11 protein-coding genes are annotated in these 19821 nt (G+C 55.8%); 6 read left to right on the top strand and 5 right to left on the bottom strand.

The window, feature by feature from the left end; all coding sequences use genetic code 11:
* Positions 1–135: 135 nt before the first annotated feature.
* Positions 136–834 (bottom strand): LytR/AlgR family response regulator transcription factor, encoded by a 699-nt coding sequence (locus HH216_RS01990; RefSeq protein ID WP_169549269.1) that lies wholly within the window; start codon positions 832–834, stop codon positions 136–138.
* On the bottom strand, positions 831–1967 hold the full coding sequence (locus tag HH216_RS01985) for a sensor histidine kinase (RefSeq protein ID WP_169549268.1): 1137 nt from the start codon (positions 1965–1967) through the stop codon (positions 831–833). The genes HH216_RS01990 and HH216_RS01985 overlap by 4 nt, the downstream gene beginning before the upstream one ends.
* Before the next feature lie 383 nt (positions 1968–2350).
* Between HH216_RS01985 and ahcY the strand changes: the two genes are divergently transcribed.
* The 6 genes from ahcY to HH216_RS01955 all read left to right on the top strand — a co-directional run bounded on the left by ahcY (position 2351) and on the right by HH216_RS01955 (position 11458).
* Complete coding sequence (ahcY, locus tag HH216_RS01980) at positions 2351–3661, top strand: adenosylhomocysteinase (protein ID WP_169549267.1); 1311 nt, start codon at positions 2351–2353, stop codon at positions 3659–3661.
* Positions 3662–3936: 275 nt separating this feature from the next.
* The gene (locus tag HH216_RS01975; RefSeq protein WP_169549266.1) at positions 3937–5061 is read left to right on the top strand and encodes a hypothetical protein; all 1125 of its coding nucleotides are present in this window, start codon (positions 3937–3939) and stop codon (positions 5059–5061) included.
* Between the two features lie 134 nt (positions 5062–5195).
* Positions 5196–5939 (top strand): 5'-nucleotidase C-terminal domain-containing protein, encoded by a 744-nt coding sequence (locus HH216_RS01970; RefSeq protein WP_169549265.1) that lies wholly within the window; start codon positions 5196–5198, stop codon positions 5937–5939.
* Positions 5917–6840, top strand: coding sequence for a bifunctional metallophosphatase/5'-nucleotidase (locus HH216_RS01965; RefSeq protein WP_169549264.1), 924 nt, complete (start codon positions 5917–5919; stop codon positions 6838–6840). The genes HH216_RS01970 and HH216_RS01965 overlap by 23 nt, the downstream gene beginning before the upstream one ends.
* A 108-nt stretch (positions 6841–6948) precedes the next feature.
* Positions 6949–7638, top strand: coding sequence for a phosphoribosylformylglycinamidine synthase subunit PurQ (gene purQ, locus HH216_RS01960; protein ID WP_169549263.1), 690 nt, complete (start codon positions 6949–6951; stop codon positions 7636–7638).
* A gap of 199 nt (positions 7639–7837) precedes the next feature.
* Positions 7838–11458: a M12 family metallo-peptidase gene (locus tag HH216_RS01955; RefSeq protein ID WP_169549262.1), complete on the top strand. Its 3621-nt coding sequence runs from the start codon at positions 7838–7840 to the stop codon at positions 11456–11458.
* An 87-nt stretch (positions 11459–11545) separates the two neighbouring features.
* Here the strand turns inward: HH216_RS01955 and HH216_RS01950 are convergent, their stop codons facing one another.
* The 3 genes from HH216_RS01950 to HH216_RS01940 form a co-directional block, all read right to left on the bottom strand.
* Positions 11546–14632 carry a leucine-rich repeat domain-containing protein gene (locus tag HH216_RS01950; RefSeq protein ID WP_169549261.1) on the bottom strand — a complete coding sequence of 1029 codons (3087 nt, stop codon included), beginning with the start codon at positions 14630–14632 and terminating at the stop codon, positions 11546–11548.
* A gap of 1032 nt (positions 14633–15664) precedes the next feature.
* A complete protein-coding gene (locus HH216_RS01945) occupies positions 15665–17260 on the bottom strand; it encodes a T9SS type A sorting domain-containing protein (RefSeq protein WP_169549260.1) in 1596 nt (531 codons plus the stop codon).
* Between the two features lie 945 nt (positions 17261–18205).
* Positions 18206–19720 (bottom strand): NADH-quinone oxidoreductase subunit N, encoded by a 1515-nt coding sequence (locus HH216_RS01940; protein WP_169549259.1) that lies wholly within the window; start codon positions 19718–19720, stop codon positions 18206–18208.
* Positions 19721–19821: the final 101 nt, after the last annotated feature.

Below are 19821 nucleotides of genomic sequence, written 5' to 3'. Positions count from 1 at the left end.
CTGTCGGAGCCGTCAGGCTAAATGGTACGGACCCTATCAGCCGCTAGCGCGGCTCCGACAGCAGGATGCTGCCGGGGATAACGTAACTAGCCAACACGAGTATGCCGAAAACTGAAAACTGTATACCGTACATCGTCAGCCAAACCGTTCGAAGAAATCTGCCTCGTAGCTGGCGCCGATGGGGATTGATTGACCGGCGAGTTGAATGACTTTGTTGCGGACGGATTCGATGCGCCGGAACGGGACGATGAACGAGCGGTGAACCCGGATAAAATCAGTGTCGGGGAGTTTTTGCTGCATCGCCTTCATCGTCATCCGGGCAACGATGGGGTGGCCCGTCTGCACATGGATTTTCAGGTAATCGTCCAGTCCTTCGACGTACAAAATGTCGCTCAGGGCAATCTGGTACAGCTTGTAATCAGCCCGGACGTGCAGAAAGCGTTCGGGGGAGGCCGACGGTTCGTCGGGGGTGCTTTGCCAGCGGAGTTGCTCGGCCGCCTTGTCGACGGCCTGCCGGAAGCGGTCGAGGGTGAAGGGTTTGAGCAGGTAATCGACTGCGCTCAGGTCGAAGCCCGTTACGGCGTATTCGGCGTAGGCCGTCGTGAAAATAACCATCGCCCGGTTCGGAATCGCCTGGTAAAACTCGATACCCGTCATGGCGGGCATGTTGATGTCGAGAAACAGCAGATCGACCGGATGCTGCTCCAGAAACTGCATCGCTTCGTCGGTGCGGGTAAACGTGTGCAGCAGGTCGATTGACTCGGTCAGGTTGCAAAAATGTGTGATGATACGAAGGGCGGGCGGTTCGTCGTCGATGGCAATGGCGCGGATCATGCGAGTTGAATAGTTAGGTCGACAATAAACGTATCGGCCTGATCGGTGATAGTGAGCGTGTGCCGATCAGGGTAGAGCAAGGCAAGCCGGGCGCGGGTGTTCGCTAAGCCAATACCGCCCGACTCCCCCGCCGAGCTGGCCTGCCGCACTTTCCGGTTGCCGACATGCAGGTGCAGTTGATCGTTCTGAAGCGTAGCCGCAATCCTGATTGGCGAGTCGACGGCTGGATTGACACCGTATTTAAACGCGTTTTCCACGAACGAAATCAGCAGCAGGGGCGCAATCTGCAAACCCGCCGTCGACCCGTTGCGGGTGTACGATACCGTTGCCGTGTCGGCCAGTCGCAGCCGTTGCAGATCGATGTATTGCTCAATGTAATCGAGTTCGCGCTGGAGCGGTACCCAATCGTTGCCTGTGTCGCGCGTGACATACCGCATGAACGACGACAGCTTAACGACCGCATCGGCCGTATGGGGAGACTGCTCGATGGCCAGCGCGTAAATGCTATTGAGCGTGTTGAACAGAAAGTGCGGGTTGATCTGGGCTTTCAGGAACGACAGTTCGGAAGCGACCCGTTCCTGTTCCGTCTGCCGCCATCGTCCGCTAACCCGCAGCGACAGCGTAACGAAGACCCCCACCAGAAACAGAAACAGGGTTTGGTTCAGCTCAAATCCATAGCCGGGTTTCGGCATGTCGCCGGATGGTGGAAGCGAATAAGCCTGCCGCTCCTGCCGGGGCGGTTGCCGGTTTGAAAATGCGTCTGGTGGTGGAAACATCCGGCCCGGCTCCGCTGATGGCTGGCCGCCAAATGGGGGTGGGTCGCCAAAAAAGTCGTGCCGGTCGCGGATGGTCATGACGAACCCTATTGCCAGAAAGCCAAGCAGCATAATCCCGGTATACAGTCCGTAGCGGTGCGAAAAGTAAAGCCGGGGAATCAGTACGTAGTAGTTCAGATACAGAAACGCCAGCATCAGCACATAGCCCAGCAGCGTGGTTTGCTCATGCGGACTCGTTCCGATCAGTTTCAGCTGTCCCGTCAGGCCGTGCGGGGCAAACACGTAGGGTAACGCCAGAAACGCCAGACAGGCCAGCACATGAATGGCGATCCGGCGGGGTAATGGAGAGACGGGCATCGTTTGATAAAGCTACGAAACGGGGTCATTGCGCGAAAATGATTGCGGCCAACGGTGGGTTTGTGCCGGTTATTCGCTTGCATACAGACCGTTGGCAGACAGCTATCGAACCGTCCGTTTCTACCGGTTGTCATCAGGCCACACGAACACCATTTATGGCAATCTGCCGGCTGTTCGCTACCGATCGTGGGGTTGATTATCAGTGCGATAAACGAATGCCGAAGACTGACTTACCGGGTTTCCCAAAAAATTAAAGTATCAGCTTAACTGGCATCTTTTTTGGCGGACTTACGTAGATTTGCACTTTACTAAGAAAGAGCCCGGTAGCCATCTGTTCGCCGGGTTTGCTGCAACGACTGGACGTCTAGCTTACAACCACGATTATGCAAACATCAACGTACGTTCCGTACAAAGTAAAAGACATCGCGCTGGCCGATTGGGGTCGCAAAGAAATCAAACTGGCCGAAGCCGAAATGCCGGGCCTGATGGCACTGCGGGAGGAGTACGGTCCGTCGAAGCCGCTGGCTGGTGCGCGCGTCGCCGGTTGCCTGCACATGACCATTCAGACCGCCGTGCTGATCGAAACGCTGGTCGAACTGGGTGCCGACGTAACCTGGTCGTCGTGCAACATCTTCTCGACGCAGGATCACGCGGCTGCTGCTATTGCCGCTGCCGGTATTCCGGTCTATGCGTGGAAGGGCATGAACGAAGAAGAGTTCAACTGGTGCATCGAGCAGACGCTGTTCTTCGGTGAAGATCGTCAGCCGCTCAACATGATTCTGGACGACGGTGGCGACCTGACCAACATGGTGTTCGACGTGTATCCCGAACTGATTCAGAACATCAAAGGGCTATCGGAAGAAACCACGACGGGTGTTCACCGCCTGTATGAGCGGATGAAGAACGGTACGCTGCACCTGCCCGCTATCAACGTCAACGACTCGGTAACAAAGTCGAAATTCGACAACAAATACGGTTGCCGCGAGTCGTTGGTCGATGCTATCCGTCGCGCTACCGACCTGATGATGGCCGGTAAAGTGGCTGTCGTTGCTGGTTATGGCGATGTGGGCAAAGGCTCAGCTGAGTCGCTGCGGGGCGTGGGTTGCCGCGTGCTGGTTACGGAGATCGACCCGATCTGCGCACTTCAGGCCGCTATGGATGGCTACGAAGTCGTGCCGATGGACGAGGCCGCTACCCGCGCCAACATCTTTGTTACGGCGACTGGTAACGTCAACATCATCAAGGAGCGTCACTTCAAAGCGATGCGCGACAAGGCCGTTGTTTGTAACATCGGTCACTTCGACAACGAGATCGACATGGCGTGGCTGAACAAGGCTTACGGCAGCACCAAGAATCAGATCAAGCCGCAGGTTGATATGTACGAGATCGATGGTAAAGAGATCATTGTACTGGCCGAAGGTCGCCTAGTGAACCTGGGTTGCGCCATGGGCCACCCCTCGTTCGTAATGTCGTGTTCGTTCTCGAACCAAACGCTGGCGCAGCTTGAACTGTGGGCGAACTCGGAGAAGTACGAAAACAAAGTGTACGTACTGCCGAAGCAACTCGACGAGAAAGTAGCTGCCCTTCACCTCGCCCACGTTGGTGCCAAGCTGGAGCCGCTGGAGCAGGAGCAGGCCGACTACATCGGCGTATCGGTTGAAGGTCCGTTCAAGTCGGAAATGTACCGGTACTAGACCGCTGATTTTCTTGATTTTTCTTGAACTGTGACTGTCTTGAACTGTGATTTTTATGATTTATTGATTGCTCTGATTTTTCTTTTTTCTGAACTGTGATTTTCATGATTACGCTGATGGACTGTGATTCAAAAAAGAAAAATCAGAGCAATCAAATAATCAGTAGTAATCATAGTTCAAGAAAAATCACAGTTCAAGACACACAGCGCAGCTTCGGAAACGGAGCTGCGCTTTTTTGTTACATTTGCTGATAGTGAGCCTGATAGCCGTTTCCTATGCGTAGTCTGACCGTTCTGCTGCTGTTGATTGCCCGTCTGACCTACGCGCAGACGCCTATCGACACGCTGCACTGGCAGGCCGACCGGCGGTTGCAACTGGCCGATTTTCACGGTCCGGCGCAGCGGGGGCTGGGTGGCTCCGAGTTTCACTACCAGCTGGGCTACAACATGCAGCCGCTGCTGCTGAGTCGGCAACCCGCCGTTGATGCCTATTGCCTGATGTTTCGGAATCTGTCGTGGGTGTCGGAAACGGCCCGCAACGACCGGACGCTCGATTATAATCAGGTGCTGTTCGATCTGGTCGAACTGTATACGCGTCGCTTGAAAACGCAGCTGGTAGCCCTGCGCCCCGACCGGCATTTCCGGGAAAAAGCGACTCGGCTTGACTACGAAACCAACGCCGATCTGGGTCGTGAGGTAGGTCAGTTTCGGGCCGAAACGGGTGGGGGCGATGAGGTTATCCCCCTGCGGGACTGGCAGCAACGCGTGGCCCGGCAACTGAGCGAAACGCCTGAGCTACGAACCGTATACCGACAGTCGGCGGTGGGCTATGGTATCTGGGCTGGGCTGACGGGGCTGATCCCCGCCGGGGCGGCAACGCAGACGCTGAACATCGCTCCCGGCCTGACCTACGGACTGGACATTGCGTACCGGCAAACGATGTTGCTGGCCAGCATGGGGCTGCACCGTACCAGCCTGAAAAGCACCGTTTATCAATCCGGTCACGTATGGGAAAGTGGTTTGTCGGTACGGGCCACAACGTTCGACCTGGCGCTGGGACACGTTATTGCCGAGTCTGCCCGGCGTCGGCTGATTCCGTTTGCGGGCTATCGTCAGTTGCTGATTACACCACAAAACCGGTTCGACGAGCAGTACAAGGGATATGCGATGACGTATCACCTACCGGTCGTTGGCGCGCTGCTCGATCTGACCTTTGCTGACAACGCGCGCAACCGCAGCCGGATCGATAACCGGCAGTGGTTTGTCCGCACGCGCATCAGCTACAGCCCACTCCTGACCAACGAAACCCTCACGGGGGGCTTGCTGATGGTACAGGTTGGCGTGGGTAGCTTCGGTCGCCTGCGTCGCGTCAGCTATCAGTCGGTCACCACAAATCCTTAATCGGGTCGACGCTGGAACATTGCCCGGACTTACCGAACTTGCAGGCTTATTTCGGTTTAACGTTTGCGGTTTAACGGTCAAGGTTACTGCAAACCCAAGCAGTAGCCGTCAACCCCCAATTCCTACAACGGTTTATGAAAAAATACGCGTATCTGCTACTGCTGGGTGCATTGGCGGCCTGTCAGCCCGGTGGGTATCATCTGACTAATCGAACGGCGCAGCGCATTGGGGTGGACTCGATGGCGGCTCCGGCCGACAGCAGCGTGGCCCGCTTTCTGCAACCCTACCGCGAGGGGCTGAACCGCAGCATGAACGAAGTGCTGACCCACTCGACTGGCCGCATCGAGAAGGGGCAACCCGACGCGCCCCTCAATGATCTGCTCTGCGACGCGCTGCTAAAAGAAGCGCAGTTGCGCTACGGCAAGCCCATCGATATGTCGCACCTGAACTACGGTGGCATTCGTAACAACCTGCCCGACGGCGACATTACCACCGGATCGATTTTCGAGGTAATGCCGTTTGATAATCAGCTGGTCGTGCTGACTCTCCGGGGCGATATGCTGCAACAGCTGCTCGATCATTTTGCCAACGGCGACAAGCTGGTGGTGGGGGGCATACGGGCTAAAGTTCACGCCGGACACGCCCACGACGTGACGTTCGCCAACGGCCGCACGCTGCAACCCACCGAGTTGTATACCGTGGCCATGAGCGATTACATTGCCGACGGGGGCGATAATGCCGGTTTTCTGAAGAATGCCGTTAAGCGCGAAACCCTGACGTATCTGATCCGTGATGCGCTGCTCGATTACTTCCGGCAGCAGGGCAAAACCGGACAACCCATAACCCCACTTTCCGATGGACGTATCAGCCTCGACTAGACGCGATTTCCTTAAACTGCTGGGTACTGCCGCCGTAATCGGAGCGGCCACGCCCGACCTGCTGGCTTGTGTACACAAGCAACCCGTTCGCCTGACAATTCTCCACACCAACGACGTACACAGCCGGCTCGATCCGTTTCCGATGGACGGGGGGCGCAACGCCGGAAAGGGCGGAGTGGCGCGCCGGGCCACGCTGATCGACCAGATTCGGAAGCAGGAAAAAAACGTGCTGCTGTTCGACGCGGGCGATATTTTTCAGGGGACGCCGTATTTCAATCTGTACAAGGGCGAACCTGAAATTCTGGCCATGAACCGGCTGGGGTACGACGCCGGAACGCTGGGTAACCACGACTTCGATGGCGGTGTCGACAACATGGTGACGCAGTTTGGCAAGGCTACCTTCCCGATGCTGATTGCCAATTACGACTTTAAAAATACGGTGATGGATGGCCGCACGAAGCCGTACAAGGTGTTCGAGAAAGACGGTATCCGGGTGGGCGTTTTTGGTCTGGGTATTAAACCGGAAGGGCTGATTCCGAAAGATGCGTACCGCGAAACGGTATATCTCGACCCCGTCGAAACAGCGACGACTACGGCGCAGCAGCTCCGGCAGCAGGAGCGATGCGATTACGTCGTCTGCCTGTCGCACCTGGGGTACAAATATGAAGGGCCGACGATTTCGGATACGGTACTGGCTGGCAAAACGCGTAACATCGACCTGATTATCGGTGGCCACACGCACACCTTCCTCGACGCACCCGTCGCCATCAATAACCTCGACGGATTCCCGGTTTGGGTCAATCAGGTGGGCTTTGCCGGTATCAACCTCGGTCGGCTCGACCTTACGTTCGAACGCGGAAAAGCGTCGCTCAGCGGCCAATCCCTCGAAATAAAGGCGTAAATTTGCCGTGTAGAGAAAGAATGAAAGAGCGAAAGAGCGAAAGACAGCGCATGAGCCACTCATTCTTTCGCTCTTTCACTCTTTCACTCTTTCATTCTTTCGCTCTTTATGAAGTTTGGCGTTGTTGTTTTTCCCGGTTCGAACTGCGATCAGGATGCGGTTGATGCGCTGACGCTGATGGATCAGCAGGTGGTTAAGCTGTGGCACAAAGACCACGATTTGCAGGGCTGTGATTTTATCATCCTGCCCGGCGGCTTTTCCTACGGCGATTACCTGCGCACAGGAGCGGTAGCCCGCTTTTCCCCCATCATGAACGAAGTGATCGCCCACGCCAAACGCGGTGGTTACCTGATGGGTATCTGCAACGGATTTCAGATTCTGGCCGAAGCACGGCTGGTACCCGGCGTGCTGCTGCGTAATACCAGTCAGAAATACGTCTGCAAAAACATCTACCTCAAACCCCAGTCGACCGACGCACTGCTGACGGCCGGGCTTGATAAACCCGCTTACAAAATCCCCATCGCCCACGGCGACGGCCGCTATTTCGTCGATAACGATACGCTGAACGAACTGAACGACAACGGGCAGGTGCTGTTCCGCTACTGCGACGAGTTCGGAAACATCGGCGAAGATATTCACAATCCCAACGGTAGTGTCGACCACATCGCCGGGGTGTGTAACCTGGAAAAGAACGTATTTGGTATGATGCCGCACCCCGAACGGGCAGCTGACTCTATGCTGGGCAACACCGACGGGCGGCTGATTCTGGAGCAATTGCTGAAAGGCGCACTGGTGTAGAAAAGGCTTACCCTGAGTCGATAAAAACGGGAACGGTCTGCCACGCGGCAGACCGTTCCCGTTTTGCATTTATTGGCTTATCCGGCCAGAATGGCGTGGTATAAATAAGGGGGAAAAAGCTTTTCTTGCGTACAGAATCCGGTCATGTCTGCTTGCCCCGCCGGGCCGGATTCTATCTTCCTCCAACCCACCCACTTGTATGAACCGACTCGTTACCTGCCTGTTGCTGGTTTGGTTTCGCTGCCTGCTATGCGCGGGACAATCCGGCGTTACCTGCCACACCGACGTCTCGACCCTCAGCCCCGCCGTTCGGCAACTCATGCAGGGGCTAAACCGCGACACCGTCCGCAGCCGCGCCCGCCTGGCCGCATCGACAAAGCTGGAGTGCCGCGTCGCCGTCGATATCGATAATAGCCTGTTCAAGCAGTTCAACGGCAATTCCGACCAGATCCGGCAGTATGTCTATGCGACGATGAACGAAGTGTCGGCGGTGTTCGAGCGGGAAATTAATGTCCGGCTAACGGTTACGCACATAAAAATTTGGGATGCTGTCGATCCATATTCGGCAGTGAATGAAAGCCTGGGTCACCTGAATGCGCTTTTCAACTGGTGGAAAGCAAACCAGCAGCAGGTGCCGCACGATATTGTGATCGGCTACACCGCTAAGTATGGTGGAGGCCGGGCCTATCTGGGTAGCACATATGGAGGTGTGGGCGGAGCCTATTGTGGCGTGGTAGGTGGGCGTATAAACGACCTGGATACACCAATTACGGCCCATGAAATCGGGCATATGTTCGGCTCACCCCACACCCACGACTGTAGCTGGCCGGGCGGGCCAATTGACCGCTGCGCCCAACTGGAAGGGGGTTGCCCGGCCACCGAAGACCGCAATGATATGTCGTATCAGGTTGGTACGCTCATGAGTTACTGCCAGAAAGCCATGACATTTCACCCGCTCTGCCGCGATTTGATGCGCACCGTGGCCGAAGCCAGCCGGTTTACATCCATGAGTACCCTGCCTGATGCCCCCGCTGTATCGACTACCATCCTTACCACGACGCAGCCCAACCCGTATCTAAACTGGTCGGCTACGCTCCGTACCAGTGCGTATCGCCTTCAGGTGGCCGCCGACAGTGCCTTCGCGCAGGTCGTGACCGATACACTGGTAGCGTCTCCGCAATACCGTAGCTACCAACTCAGCTCCGATACGCCCTGGTACTGGCGCGTAGCCGCCGTCGGCCCGGAGGCAGGGGCAGGGCCGTGGTCGGCGGTGGGGCGGTTTCGGTGCCCGGCCTCCGGAAGTCTGGCGGCTCCCACCCTGCGCAGTCCCGCCTTTGGCGAACGGTCTGTTGCCGTCGATGGCATGAGCTGGTACCCTGTAGCGGGCAGTACGTCGTATCAGCTTCAGTTCTCGTCGTATTCCGACATGACTTACTCCCGCGACATCACCCTTACCAGTACGTCGGCAAGTAACGTAATCGGCATACCGGGGCAGGTGCTCGCTCAAGCCAACGTGCCGATCTACTGGCGGGTGCGGGCCATACGCAACGGCGAAACCGGGCCGTGGTCGGGTATAGGCTGGTTCCGGCAAACGCCCCGAGTGGGCTACGTCAGGCCTGATCGACAAACGGGCTACACCCGGTCGATGCCACTGAGTTGGGTCGTCAGTCAGGAGCCGGGGGTGCGTTCGACCGTCGAGCTGGCATCGTCGATGTCGTTCGACCGTCTGCTGTTCAGACTGACGACGGTACAGAACGCTGTCGGTGACTACCAGACCAATACCAGCCTGGCCGTTTTCGACTCGCTCCAGGACGACAAAACCTACTACTATCGCATTCAGGAAACGACGGCCGAGGCTGCCGGACCACCGCTCTATGGCAGCTTCACGACGGGTAATCAGCGACCGATGTGGCAATACCTCAACGCGGGTAATTCGCCCCTGCCCGCAAGCGGGGGCATACGGGCCAAACCCCAGCCCGACGGATCGCTGTGGGTGGCGACCGACAGAGGGCTTTTTTACCGAAAACCTGACCGTAAAACGTGGGTTAGCTACACACCGGCCAGTACTGGCAATAAGCTAACGGGGCTGGCAAAAGACGTCGTGGTCGACCGGCAGGGCGTGGTATGGGTGGCTACCGAGCGGAATCTGTTTCGGCTCGAAGGCGGCAACTGGCAGAAAATTCCGTATCCGTTTCCACAGAGCGTGTACGTTGGCGATATGCTGATCGATAGTCAGGGAACCATCTACGTGCTGATCGGGGGAGACGGGATCATCCAATACAAAAAAGGCCAGTGGACCCGTTACGGTACATCAACGGCCTTCTTCCACGGTGCTATAGACCGCAATGATGTGCTGTGGGCGAACTCGTACAACAGCATCGGTCGCTTCGACGGAACGAACCTGACCTTTATCGACAGGGCTACCGGCGGTTTACCACTCGGCAATGTCAATCAGATCAGCGTCGATTCGTCGGGAACCGTGCTGGCCGTGTCGAGTGGTAGCAATTTGGCTGTCAGGTCAGCCGGAGGGAACTGGACCCAGACCAACGTAAGTAATATCGACCGTAATGCGTCGTACATCAGTAGCCTTGCCTTTGATCAGCAAAACCGATTGACCGTGCTGACATCAACCAATCTGTGTCGGCAGATCGGGCAAACGTGGGTCGGGGTAGAGGGTGCCTTCCTGACCTCTGCCAGTGGGGGAAATATGGCATTGACCACTGATCGACAAAACCGGTACTGGATTTCCGACGGTAGTAGCGGTGTTCAGGGTATCAGCGTGTACGACGAACGGAATATCCGGCTGAGTCAGCCGGTTCGGGCCCGCTACTGCACCGGTGATTCGCTGACGCTGCGGGTGTTGCCTACGTTCACAATGCCCGCCAGTGCTACCTATATAGCGCAGCTCAAAATGGCCGATGGTTCGTACCGCACGCTGCCCATCCGGCGTTCGGGCGATTCGATACGCGTGCGTTTCCCCGACGACCTGCCCACCTTCGACTTCTACGCGCTGCGGCTGCTACTACCCGAACAGGACATCACGGGCGACCGCACCACTTCGTTTCGGATGGGGCAGCTTCCGGCAGGGCAGATCAGCGGGAACCCGGTACGCAGCCTGTGCGTCGGTGATGCGGCTCCGCTGTCGGCTACGGCCACGGCCGGTGCGTATCAGTGGTTTCGCGACGGCGTGGCCATACCGGGTAGTACGTCGCTGACCCACGCACCTGCGCAGTCGGGCGTGTATTCGCTCTCGGTTACGTCGGATGGATGCAGTACCGTAACGCCCACCGTCAGCCTGACGATGAACGAATCGCCGGTTGCGACGGCCGTTCCGCAGAGCGCGACACAGGTGTATGCGCCTGCTACAGTTGCGCTGGTCGGGAGTGGAGGCAGTAGCTACCAGTGGCTCAACGGTGGCGTTGTTGTGGAAGGGGCTACCGAAGCCGTTTATAAGGCCCCCGTATCGGGAACATATGCGGTTCAGGTGACCAGCCCGGCGGGGTGTACGGCCGTATCCGCGCCGGTAGCCGTAAACGTGCTGATCCCGTTGGCGACCGACGAACTGCCCGACTGTAACCTCACCGTCGGCCCCAACCCGACATCAACCGCCGTCGTTGTGCAATACACAACAACAAGCCGGGCCGACGTAGGCCTGACGCTGACCGACGCAGCCGGGCGTATTGTTCGGGCGCAGACCTGGCCGGGCGTATCGGCTGGTTCGCATCGCCACACGCTGGATATGCCTGCCAGCGCCGGAATATACATACTGACGCTGACTGTCGGTGCGCAACGAGCCAGCCGACAACTCATCCGGCAGTAAACCAAAAAAAACCGGGTCGCTAATTGGCGTAACTACCCTGCACGGGGTTTGCGCCAACTAGCGACCCGGTAGGTCAGAATCAGTTGCTTATTGCTTGATCAGCTTCACCGTCTGGTGCTGCTGACCGCTCTGCGCCCGTAGGAACAGCACCCCCGTTGGCTGACGCTGCAACTCGAAACGCTGCTCCTCGACAACCCCGGCCTGCTCGATGTGCCGCTGTTCCAGCACGTGTCCGCTGGCATTGAGCAGATCAAGCACAACCGCCTGCCCCTCGACACCACTAATGTCAACGATAGCCGTGTTGCCCACCGGGTTGCCTTTTACCGTCAGTTGCAGCCCCTGTCCGGCTTCCGCAGCCGCTACCCGCGCCGACCGGCCGCAGGCGGCTTTCAGATCCCAGGTGTAGGTGACGACCTGCCCATTCTGACGGGCCATCAGCGTAAACGGCTTGACATCGTTAGCCGTGCGCGAATCCCTGTCGACAAACTGATTGGGGTTAGTCGTCCAGCCGGTGATACCCGCAGCCTGAAACTCAACGGGTGAGCCATTGCCCCCGGTGTAGTTAAAGGTAAAGGCGCCCGTCGAACAGTTGTAGGTCGGTGCTACTAGCGTGAACGGACTGCTACCGCTGGCTGGATTGACGATAAGTCTGAACGTAGACGTAGCAGCTGGGTCGCATTCGTTCTTTCCGGTAACGGTGATAGTGTACACACCCGTCATGAAGGTGTTCAGTTGCAGAAAGGCGTAAGGTTGCAACGAACGGACAGTGGAAGTCTGGTCGTCAATACTTGACCCGTTGGGAGCACCAATAAGTTGAAATGAGAATGTTGGTGCATAGCGATTAACAGGATTAGTCTCCGTCTTGAAGTAATCACCCAGCGTGATACGAGTGTACTGACCGAGCGGTAAGTTGACGTCTGGAATCTGCGTTGCTACAAGCGGCTTCACGCCAAGATAAGCCGGACATAGTTTGACGAAATCAAAGCCGTCGTAGGTGGTGGTGTAGCCGCTTTGTGTAGCCTGTAACACGGGCGGCTGGACTCCCACGCAGCGATCGACAGTACCCGTTGGGCTAGTGGCCGATGAGCGGGTGATGGTCGGCGTGTTGAAGGTAATCGCCGAACCATCCCCACCGCTGGTAACCAGGGTGACTTGTCTGGTCGAACAGTCTACGACGGGAGCCAGTAATTTAAGTGTCGAGGATGGTGTAGGTGTGGTCCCGTTACAGAAAGCTTTCAGATCGAAGCTGTAGCTGGTGGAATAGCCACTCTGCGTAGCAGTGATGGTGATGGTCTTAGGATCGTTGCGCAACCCCTGTTCAACGATACCACTGTTGCTGGTAACCGACGAACGCATGATACCCGGTGCCGAGTAGGTAATGGCTGAACCGTCGCCGTTGGCAAAATTGAATGTGATGGCCCCCGTTGAACAATTGTAGGTGGGTTGTGTCAGTATCAATAATTTATTTGGTCCGCAGTTTTGTGATGGGTTAGCGCAGAAAGCAGCAAAATCACCACCACCGGGCAGGCCGACGTTACTGCTTAGCTGAACGTCTTTACCGCAAAGGGCTGTGTATCCCGGAGGAATACAACCACTAAACCGGTTGGCATACAGATGAAGCGACTGTATCTGCGGTAGGCTGGCGAAACTGTTGGGAAGGTTTCCTGTCAGTTGGTTAACGAATAAATAGAGGGTTTTCAGACTCGACAGGTTACCTAAGCTCTCGGGAATGCTGCCGCTCAATTCGTTCTTTGCTAGAAGGAGTTGCTCCAATTGCTTCAAGTTGCCCAGGCTTTCCGGTATAGATCCGCTGATTTGCGTGTATTCGATTTCGAGCAGTTGGAGTTTACTCAGGTTGCCCAAAGACGCTGGAAGGGTACCACTCAACAAGGGCTCGATGAAGATAACAAGACGCTGGAGCTCGGAAAGGTTGCCCAGACTGGACGGCAGCGTTCCGTTTAGATTGTTAGACCCGAAATTTACCTCTGTCACCCGGCCGTTGGCATTGCAGCTTACGCCAAACCAGTTACAGGGGCTGTTGCCAGTCAGCCAATTGGTTTTGTTTTTCCACGATGGTCCGTTCGTGGCGTTGTAAAGATCGACCAGTGGTTGCATGTCAGGATGCATTGTTGGTGTGGTCGGTGTTGTTCCGTTGCAGAATGCTTTCAGATCAAAGCTGTAGCTGGTTGTGTGCCCGCTTTGCATGGCGGTGATGGTGATGACCTTAGGATCGTTGCGTAGCCCCTGCTCAACGGTGCCGGTGTTGCTGGTTGCCGATGAACGCATGATACCCGGTGCGGAATAGGTAATAGTTGACCCATTGCCCCCGGTGGTATTGAACGTAATTGCGCCTGTTGAGCAGTTATACGTGGGCTGCGTTAGTGTTAGCGTACCGCCGGTCGTGGGTGGGGTGGGGGTAGGTGTTGGCGTGGTTGGGGTTGTCCCATCGCAGAACGCTTTCAGATCAAAGCTATAACTGGTTGATTGACCGCTCTGCGTAGCCGTAATCGTAATCGTCTTGGGGTCGTTACGCAACCCCTGCTCGACAAAACCGGTGTTGCTGGTAGCAGACTGGCGACTGATGCCCGGTGTGGAGTAGGTGATGGGAGAACCATCTCCGCCACTGGTGTTGATGGTGATAGCCCCTGTCGAGCAGTTATAAGTCGGCTGACCTAGTACCAGCGGTGAACCGGTAGCCAGTTTTACAAGCCAGCCTGATACGTTGCCAGGCGTATTTCCCTGTATATCGCCATCGTTCGACTGCGTAGTACCGCTGATAAGAAAGCCTTTATCAATCGTTGTGATAATACCATAAGGTGCTTCTTTCGAAGATCCTCCCAGAATCTTAGTCCACCGAACCTGATTAGCTTGGTCAAAACTCGTCAGACGAATGTCGCCAGACCGCTGATCTATACCGTCCAGTATTTCGTAGCTGGTCAGAGCTGAACTAACAATTCGTGCTAGTCCAGTGCCAGTACGGGCAACAGCGCCTGTGTTATTTAGATCGGAACGGGTTGGGCTAATGACAAACGCACGAACAGGGTTACTGATTGGCGTGCTGATATTAGGATAATCCGAATTTTTTACGCCAACGACGATGTAAGCATCGGTGGTGAAGGGGCTGGGAGTAATATCCGAAATGCCACTAACGAAATCGTATCGATCGTTCCACACTTGATCTAGATTTACATTCAGTTTAACGGCCCACCCTTGCTTGCTTTGATAGGAATTGCCATCAGAAGCAGGTGTTGGATCACTGTTGGTACTACCGACAATAAGATAACCATTGTCTGGAGTTGTAATAAGTTGATTTCCAACCGAACTAGGGCGAAAGAAGCCCTGACGAGGATATTCAATGTAGGCCGTCTTGCTGAGCGACCCGTCTGCAGTAAACTTATAAACTAGAGTAGTAATCCCTTCCCGTCCATAAAAAATACTGCCCAATACTACCAGACTACCATCTGAACTTTGAGCGATTGTCGTCAAAGTTCGTTGTGGATAGCCTGCACTTGAACTGGTGTAGTCAGCAAATGGCTTCGTTGATAAGATCGTACCAGTCGCATCTAGCTGAATTATTGCCCACTTGTAGTAATAGTAGCTGTCACGTGCTAAAACCACGCTATTTCCATTTGGTGCTAAAACGAGATCGACGGCAGAGTACGTAGCTAAGCTCATTGCCCATTTCTGAGTACCATCGCTGGCCAAGCGAATCACGTTTCCATTCGCGATTAATAGATCTCCATTAGTTGCCTGCCTGGCTGGACCGTTCAACAGTTTTTGCCACTGAACAACCGGGGCGGTTTGGGCTAGTAGGGTTCGGCTGCTGAGCAGTAAGAGCAGAATCAGCCATCGACTGAGTACGCTGGTGTACATGTTTTTCATGTGGTTGGTTGAAATGGTTGATAGTTGTCGTAGGACACCGAAAGCTAATCGATTAGTGACATGATTTATATTACCGACATATGATATTGACTATATGGTCGGTAGGAGATTAGATTGTACGCGACCATGACTGTCGGCGCTCAACAGTGTATTGCGCAGGCTATGAGAAGGTGAGTCGTTGGCCGCGAAAAACATCGCCCGCCCAGTCGACTATTGACTAAGCGGGCGATGTAGATAGGGTTAACTACCGGCTGATTCGTGGCTCGGCACCAGGCAAGCGGGCTGATAGTTCGATGGTCTGGTGCGGTCAGCGATGACTAATGATTACTGTTTAATCAGCTTGACGGTCTGGTGCTGCTGACCGCTCTGCGCCCGTAGGAACAGCACCCCCGTTGGCTGACGCTGCAACTCGAAACGCTGCTCCTCCACAACCCCGGCCTGCTCGATGTGCCGCTGCTCCAGTACGTGCCCGCTGGCATTGAGCAGATCAAGCTGAACCGCCTGCCCCTCGACACCACTAATGTCAACGATAGCCGTGTTGCCCACCGGGTTGCCTTTTACCGTCAGTTGCAGCCCCTGTCCGGCTTCCGCAGCGACCCGCGCCGACCGACCACAGGCGGCTTTCAAATCCCAGGTGTAGGTGACGACCTGCCCATTCTGGCGAGCCATCAGCGTAAAGGGCTTAACGTCGTTAGCGGTACGGGAATCCCTGTCGACAAACTGATTGGGGTTAGTCGTCCAGCCGGTGATACCCGCAGCCTGAAATTCGACGGGTGAGCCGTTACGTGCGGTGTAGTTAAAGGTAAACGCGCCCGTCGAGCAGTTATAAGTCGGAGCCGTCAGTAACAGTCCGTTTTCTGTTACCGGCGGTGTTGGCGTAACCGGGGTGGTGGGGTTGCCACTACAGAATGACTTGAAGTCGAAACTGTAGCTGGTTGAGTAGCCACCTTGCATGGCCGTGATCAGAATCGTTTTGGGGTCGTTGCGCAGACCTTGTTCTACAACACCGGTGTTACTGGTCACCGACGAACGCATGATGCCCGGTGCGGAGTAGGTAATGATCGAGCCATCGCCCCCGGTGCTGTTGAAGGTGATCGCCCCCGTCGAGCAATTGTAAGTTGGCTGGGTCAGTGTCAGTGTACCGCCGGTCGTGGGTGGGTTGGGTGTAGGTGTTGGCGTGGTTGGGGGTGTCCCACTGCAGAAGGCTTTCAGATCGAAGCTGTACGTAGCCCGTTGACCGCTCTGGTTAGCTACGATAAAAATCGTTTTAGGGTCGTTACGTAATCCCTGTTCGACAGTGCCGGTGGTACTTGTCAACGAGGGACGGCTGATACCAGGCGCTGAAAACGTGATCGGTGATCCGTCTCCGCCACTTACATTGAACGTGATAGCGCCCGTCGAACAATCGTAGGTGGGAGCATTCAGCGTTAGTGGTTTGACTGGGGCTAGCTTTACGATCCACCCTGATGCTGTATTATCCGTTTTTCCCTGCACCTCACCATCCGTAGAGGTCGTGGTACCCGCTAGCAGAAAACCACCGTCTGGCGTTGTGACAAGGGAAGATACTGCTTCGTCGCCCGTACCACCCAACGATAGGGTTAACCCAGGCGTTGATAACCGAAAATCGTTACCCCGGCTTGAGCTACCGGACGTGGTGAGCAAAACACTTTGAGCCGGTGAACTGCCGGGAAGCGGGGTGATCAACGCATTCCCGCTGAAAAAGTAGGTATCGCCTGTTAGTCTGTCGCTTCTTAGGTCCTGGATTGGCTGTCCGCTGGGGTCGATGGCCAGGATACCGGCGAAACTGGGCAGTGTGGCCGTGGTAACTCCTGTAATCAGATAGTTTTGCCCGTCAGTAGCATTGGTAGCGTCATTGAACCTGCGCGTCGGCTCGTATCGATTTTGCCAGATGACGCTCAATTGGTTGTTTAGTTTGACTGCCCAGCCACGAAACCCCGATCCTAATCCATCGGATGATTCGCCTACCAGTAAGTACCCCCCATCTGCTGTCTGAATAATACTATTCCCGACTGAGATGGGTCGCGGAGCGTTTGGATAGATATAGCCAAGTCCTTGTGAACGGACTAAGTTGCCATCGGCATCGAATCTGTACAGATCCGTGTTGGAGCCGTCACGGCCGTATTGTGTACTTCCCATTGCAACGTAACCTCCATCTGAGGCTTGAATTACCTTTGTCAGTTTAGTCTGGGTGAGTTCACCTGGTTGGGTAATGTTCCTAAAAGGTTTCAGCCACTGTACTGTTCCCGAAGCACTTAGTCTGATCAGCGACCATTTGTACGGGTCACGCGCCAGTACTGTCACACCACCATCAGGTAAGGGGGTAAGGTCAATACCGATGGAGTACAGGTAGGTGGTTGGCAGTGTTGTCTTCCATTGCTCTGTCCCGCTTGAGCCTGATAATTTTAGTACGCTTGAACCGTTTGTCGTTATGATGTCCCCACTAGAAGTTTTTACTGCTTTTACTTCCGTTATGCCCGGCAAGACACGTTGCCATTGAATAACCGGTGCGGTCTGCGCAAATAGAGCTTGGCTGATGAGCAGGCCGACTGAAAACAGCCATCGACTGGCTGTACTGATGTAATCGTTTTTCATGTGGTTGGTTGAATTGGTTGATACTTGCACTAAGACGCTCAAAATGTAGACATTGGTTGGACGAGTGGTGTTATGAATCTATGATATCTATTATATGGTTAGTCGGTGACATTGTTGTATAGATCGATGAACGATAACCCGTAACAGGTTATCGTTCATCGCTAAAAAATGGAATCGGAGAGGGATGAATAAAATGGCCCGGCTAATCGGTATCGATCAGTCGGGCCGGAAAAGCGCGAAGCAAGAGATGCGTTACAGACCCCCGATCCAATCAGTCAGCAAACCGGGCCGGATGAAGAGAAGCAGCGTAATCAGTGCCAGCAGTACCGACAAGCCGACGGCGAAACGGGGCAGGGGGGTAGGAGCCGGTAAGTCGGCCTGGGCGGGGCGGAAGAACAGCAGAAACGGAATTCGGAGGTAATAAACCAGCGAAATCAGCGCGTTGAGCAGCCCCAGCGCGAACAGAATCAACAACCACGGGTCGCTGCTGCGCTGATACGCGTCGAACAGGGCCGTAAACGACAGGAGTTTGGCTGTAAACCCTACCGTCGGCGGCAAACCCGTCAGGGCCAGCATCACAATCATCAGGGCTACGGCCAGCAGCGGCTGACGCGATCCTAACCCGGCAAATTGGCTGATGCTAAGCGAGTCGCTACCCTGCGAGCGGGCCAGCAGGTCTATCAGGAAAAACGCGCCCAGCGACATAAACAGGTACGTTGCCGAGTAAAATAGCACCGCGTTGAACCCCGCCGGACTCAGCGCGACGACGCCCACCAGCAGAAAACCGGCGTGGGCGATGCTCGAATAAGCCAGCAGCCGTTTGGCGTCGGTTTGGCGCAGGGCGGTCAGGTTGCCGATCAGAATACCGGCGAGGGCGAGTACCGCCAGTGGTGTTTGCAGCACGGTCATCGTCGTACCGCCCGACGACCCATCGACTGGCAGGGCAGATACCAGTCGCAGCAATACCAGCACGGCAGCGGCTTTGGGCGCGACGGAGAAGAACGCAGCAACGGGTACGGGGGCGGCTTCGTAGGCGTCGGGTGTCCAGACGTGGAAAGGTACCCCCGCCAGCTTGAACAGCAGCCCCGCCAGTGTGAGCAGCATCGCCACCGTCGCCACGGGTGCGTCCTGCTGCGAAAGGCCAATGCCGAAGTTATCGGCGGTGAGGTCGAGCGTGCCGGTCATGCCGTAGAGCAGCGACATCCCGTAGAGCATGATGGCCGAACTGACCGCGCCAAACAGTAAGTACTTGATACCGCCCTCCGACGCCTTGCGGTCGGCGTTGAGGGCCGTCAGCAGGTACGAACAGATCGACACCAGTTCGATACTCAGGTAAATGCTCAGCAGGTTGACCGACAGCGTCATCAGAAACATACCGAGCGTCATGGCCACGATCAGCGCGTACCATTCGACCGGCAACCGGTTGATCGTTGGTTGGTCCTTTGAGCCGTAGGCGGATGCTTCGTAAGCAAGCACCAGCACCGCGCTCAGGGCGACGATCAGCTGGAAAAAGACAGCCTGATTGTCCAGAAACAGCAGGTGCGTAAACAGAAAACCCCGCGCCCCCAGCACCGCCGACCAGACACCCGCTACGGCTACGCTGCCGATGCTCAGCCCCACCAGCCACCGACGCCGTGTGCGCGCATCCGTCCGCAGCAGGAGCAATTCGGCCAGTAGCAGCCCGCAGAACGCCACCGACAGCCACACCTCCGGCCCAAAGCCGCCGAGGCTGTTCAGAATGTCGGTAAGCTGATCGGAGAGAGACAAGGCAGTTTGTGGTTTGAGGTTCGTAGTTGATGGTTGTCTCCGGCAGCTTCCAGCTGTCGAGCCGTCAGGCTAATTGTGCATACGGTAGCTTTTTTAGCCTG

It is taken from the genome of Spirosoma rhododendri, assembly GCF_012849055.1.
In the GTDB taxonomy this organism is placed as follows: domain Bacteria; phylum Bacteroidota; class Bacteroidia; order Cytophagales; family Spirosomataceae; genus Spirosoma; species Spirosoma rhododendri.
Note: the sequence above shows the minus strand (reverse complement) of the source record. Positions and strands in the feature narration are given on the sequence as shown.

Bases quoted from the DNA above. Each gene is read 5' to 3' on its own strand.
- HH216_RS01970 (WP_169549265.1), top strand. From the start codon at position 5,196: ATGAAAAAATACGCGTATCTGCTACTGCTGGGTGCATTGGCGGCCTGT.
- HH216_RS01990 (WP_169549269.1), bottom strand. From the start codon at position 834: ATGATCCGCGCCATTGCCATCGACGACGAACCGCCCGCCCTTCGTATC.
- HH216_RS01985 (WP_169549268.1), bottom strand. From the start codon at position 1,967: ATGCCCGTCTCTCCATTACCCCGCCGGATCGCCATTCATGTGCTGGCC.
- purQ (WP_169549263.1), top strand. From the start codon at position 6,949: ATGAAGTTTGGCGTTGTTGTTTTTCCCGGTTCGAACTGCGATCAGGAT.
- HH216_RS01965 (WP_169549264.1), top strand. From the start codon at position 5,917: ATGGACGTATCAGCCTCGACTAGACGCGATTTCCTTAAACTGCTGGGT.
- ahcY (WP_169549267.1), top strand. From the start codon at position 2,351: ATGCAAACATCAACGTACGTTCCGTACAAAGTAAAAGACATCGCGCTG.
- HH216_RS01975 (WP_169549266.1), top strand. From the start codon at position 3,937: ATGCGTAGTCTGACCGTTCTGCTGCTGTTGATTGCCCGTCTGACCTAC.
- HH216_RS01955 (WP_169549262.1), top strand. From the start codon at position 7,838: ATGAACCGACTCGTTACCTGCCTGTTGCTGGTTTGGTTTCGCTGCCTG.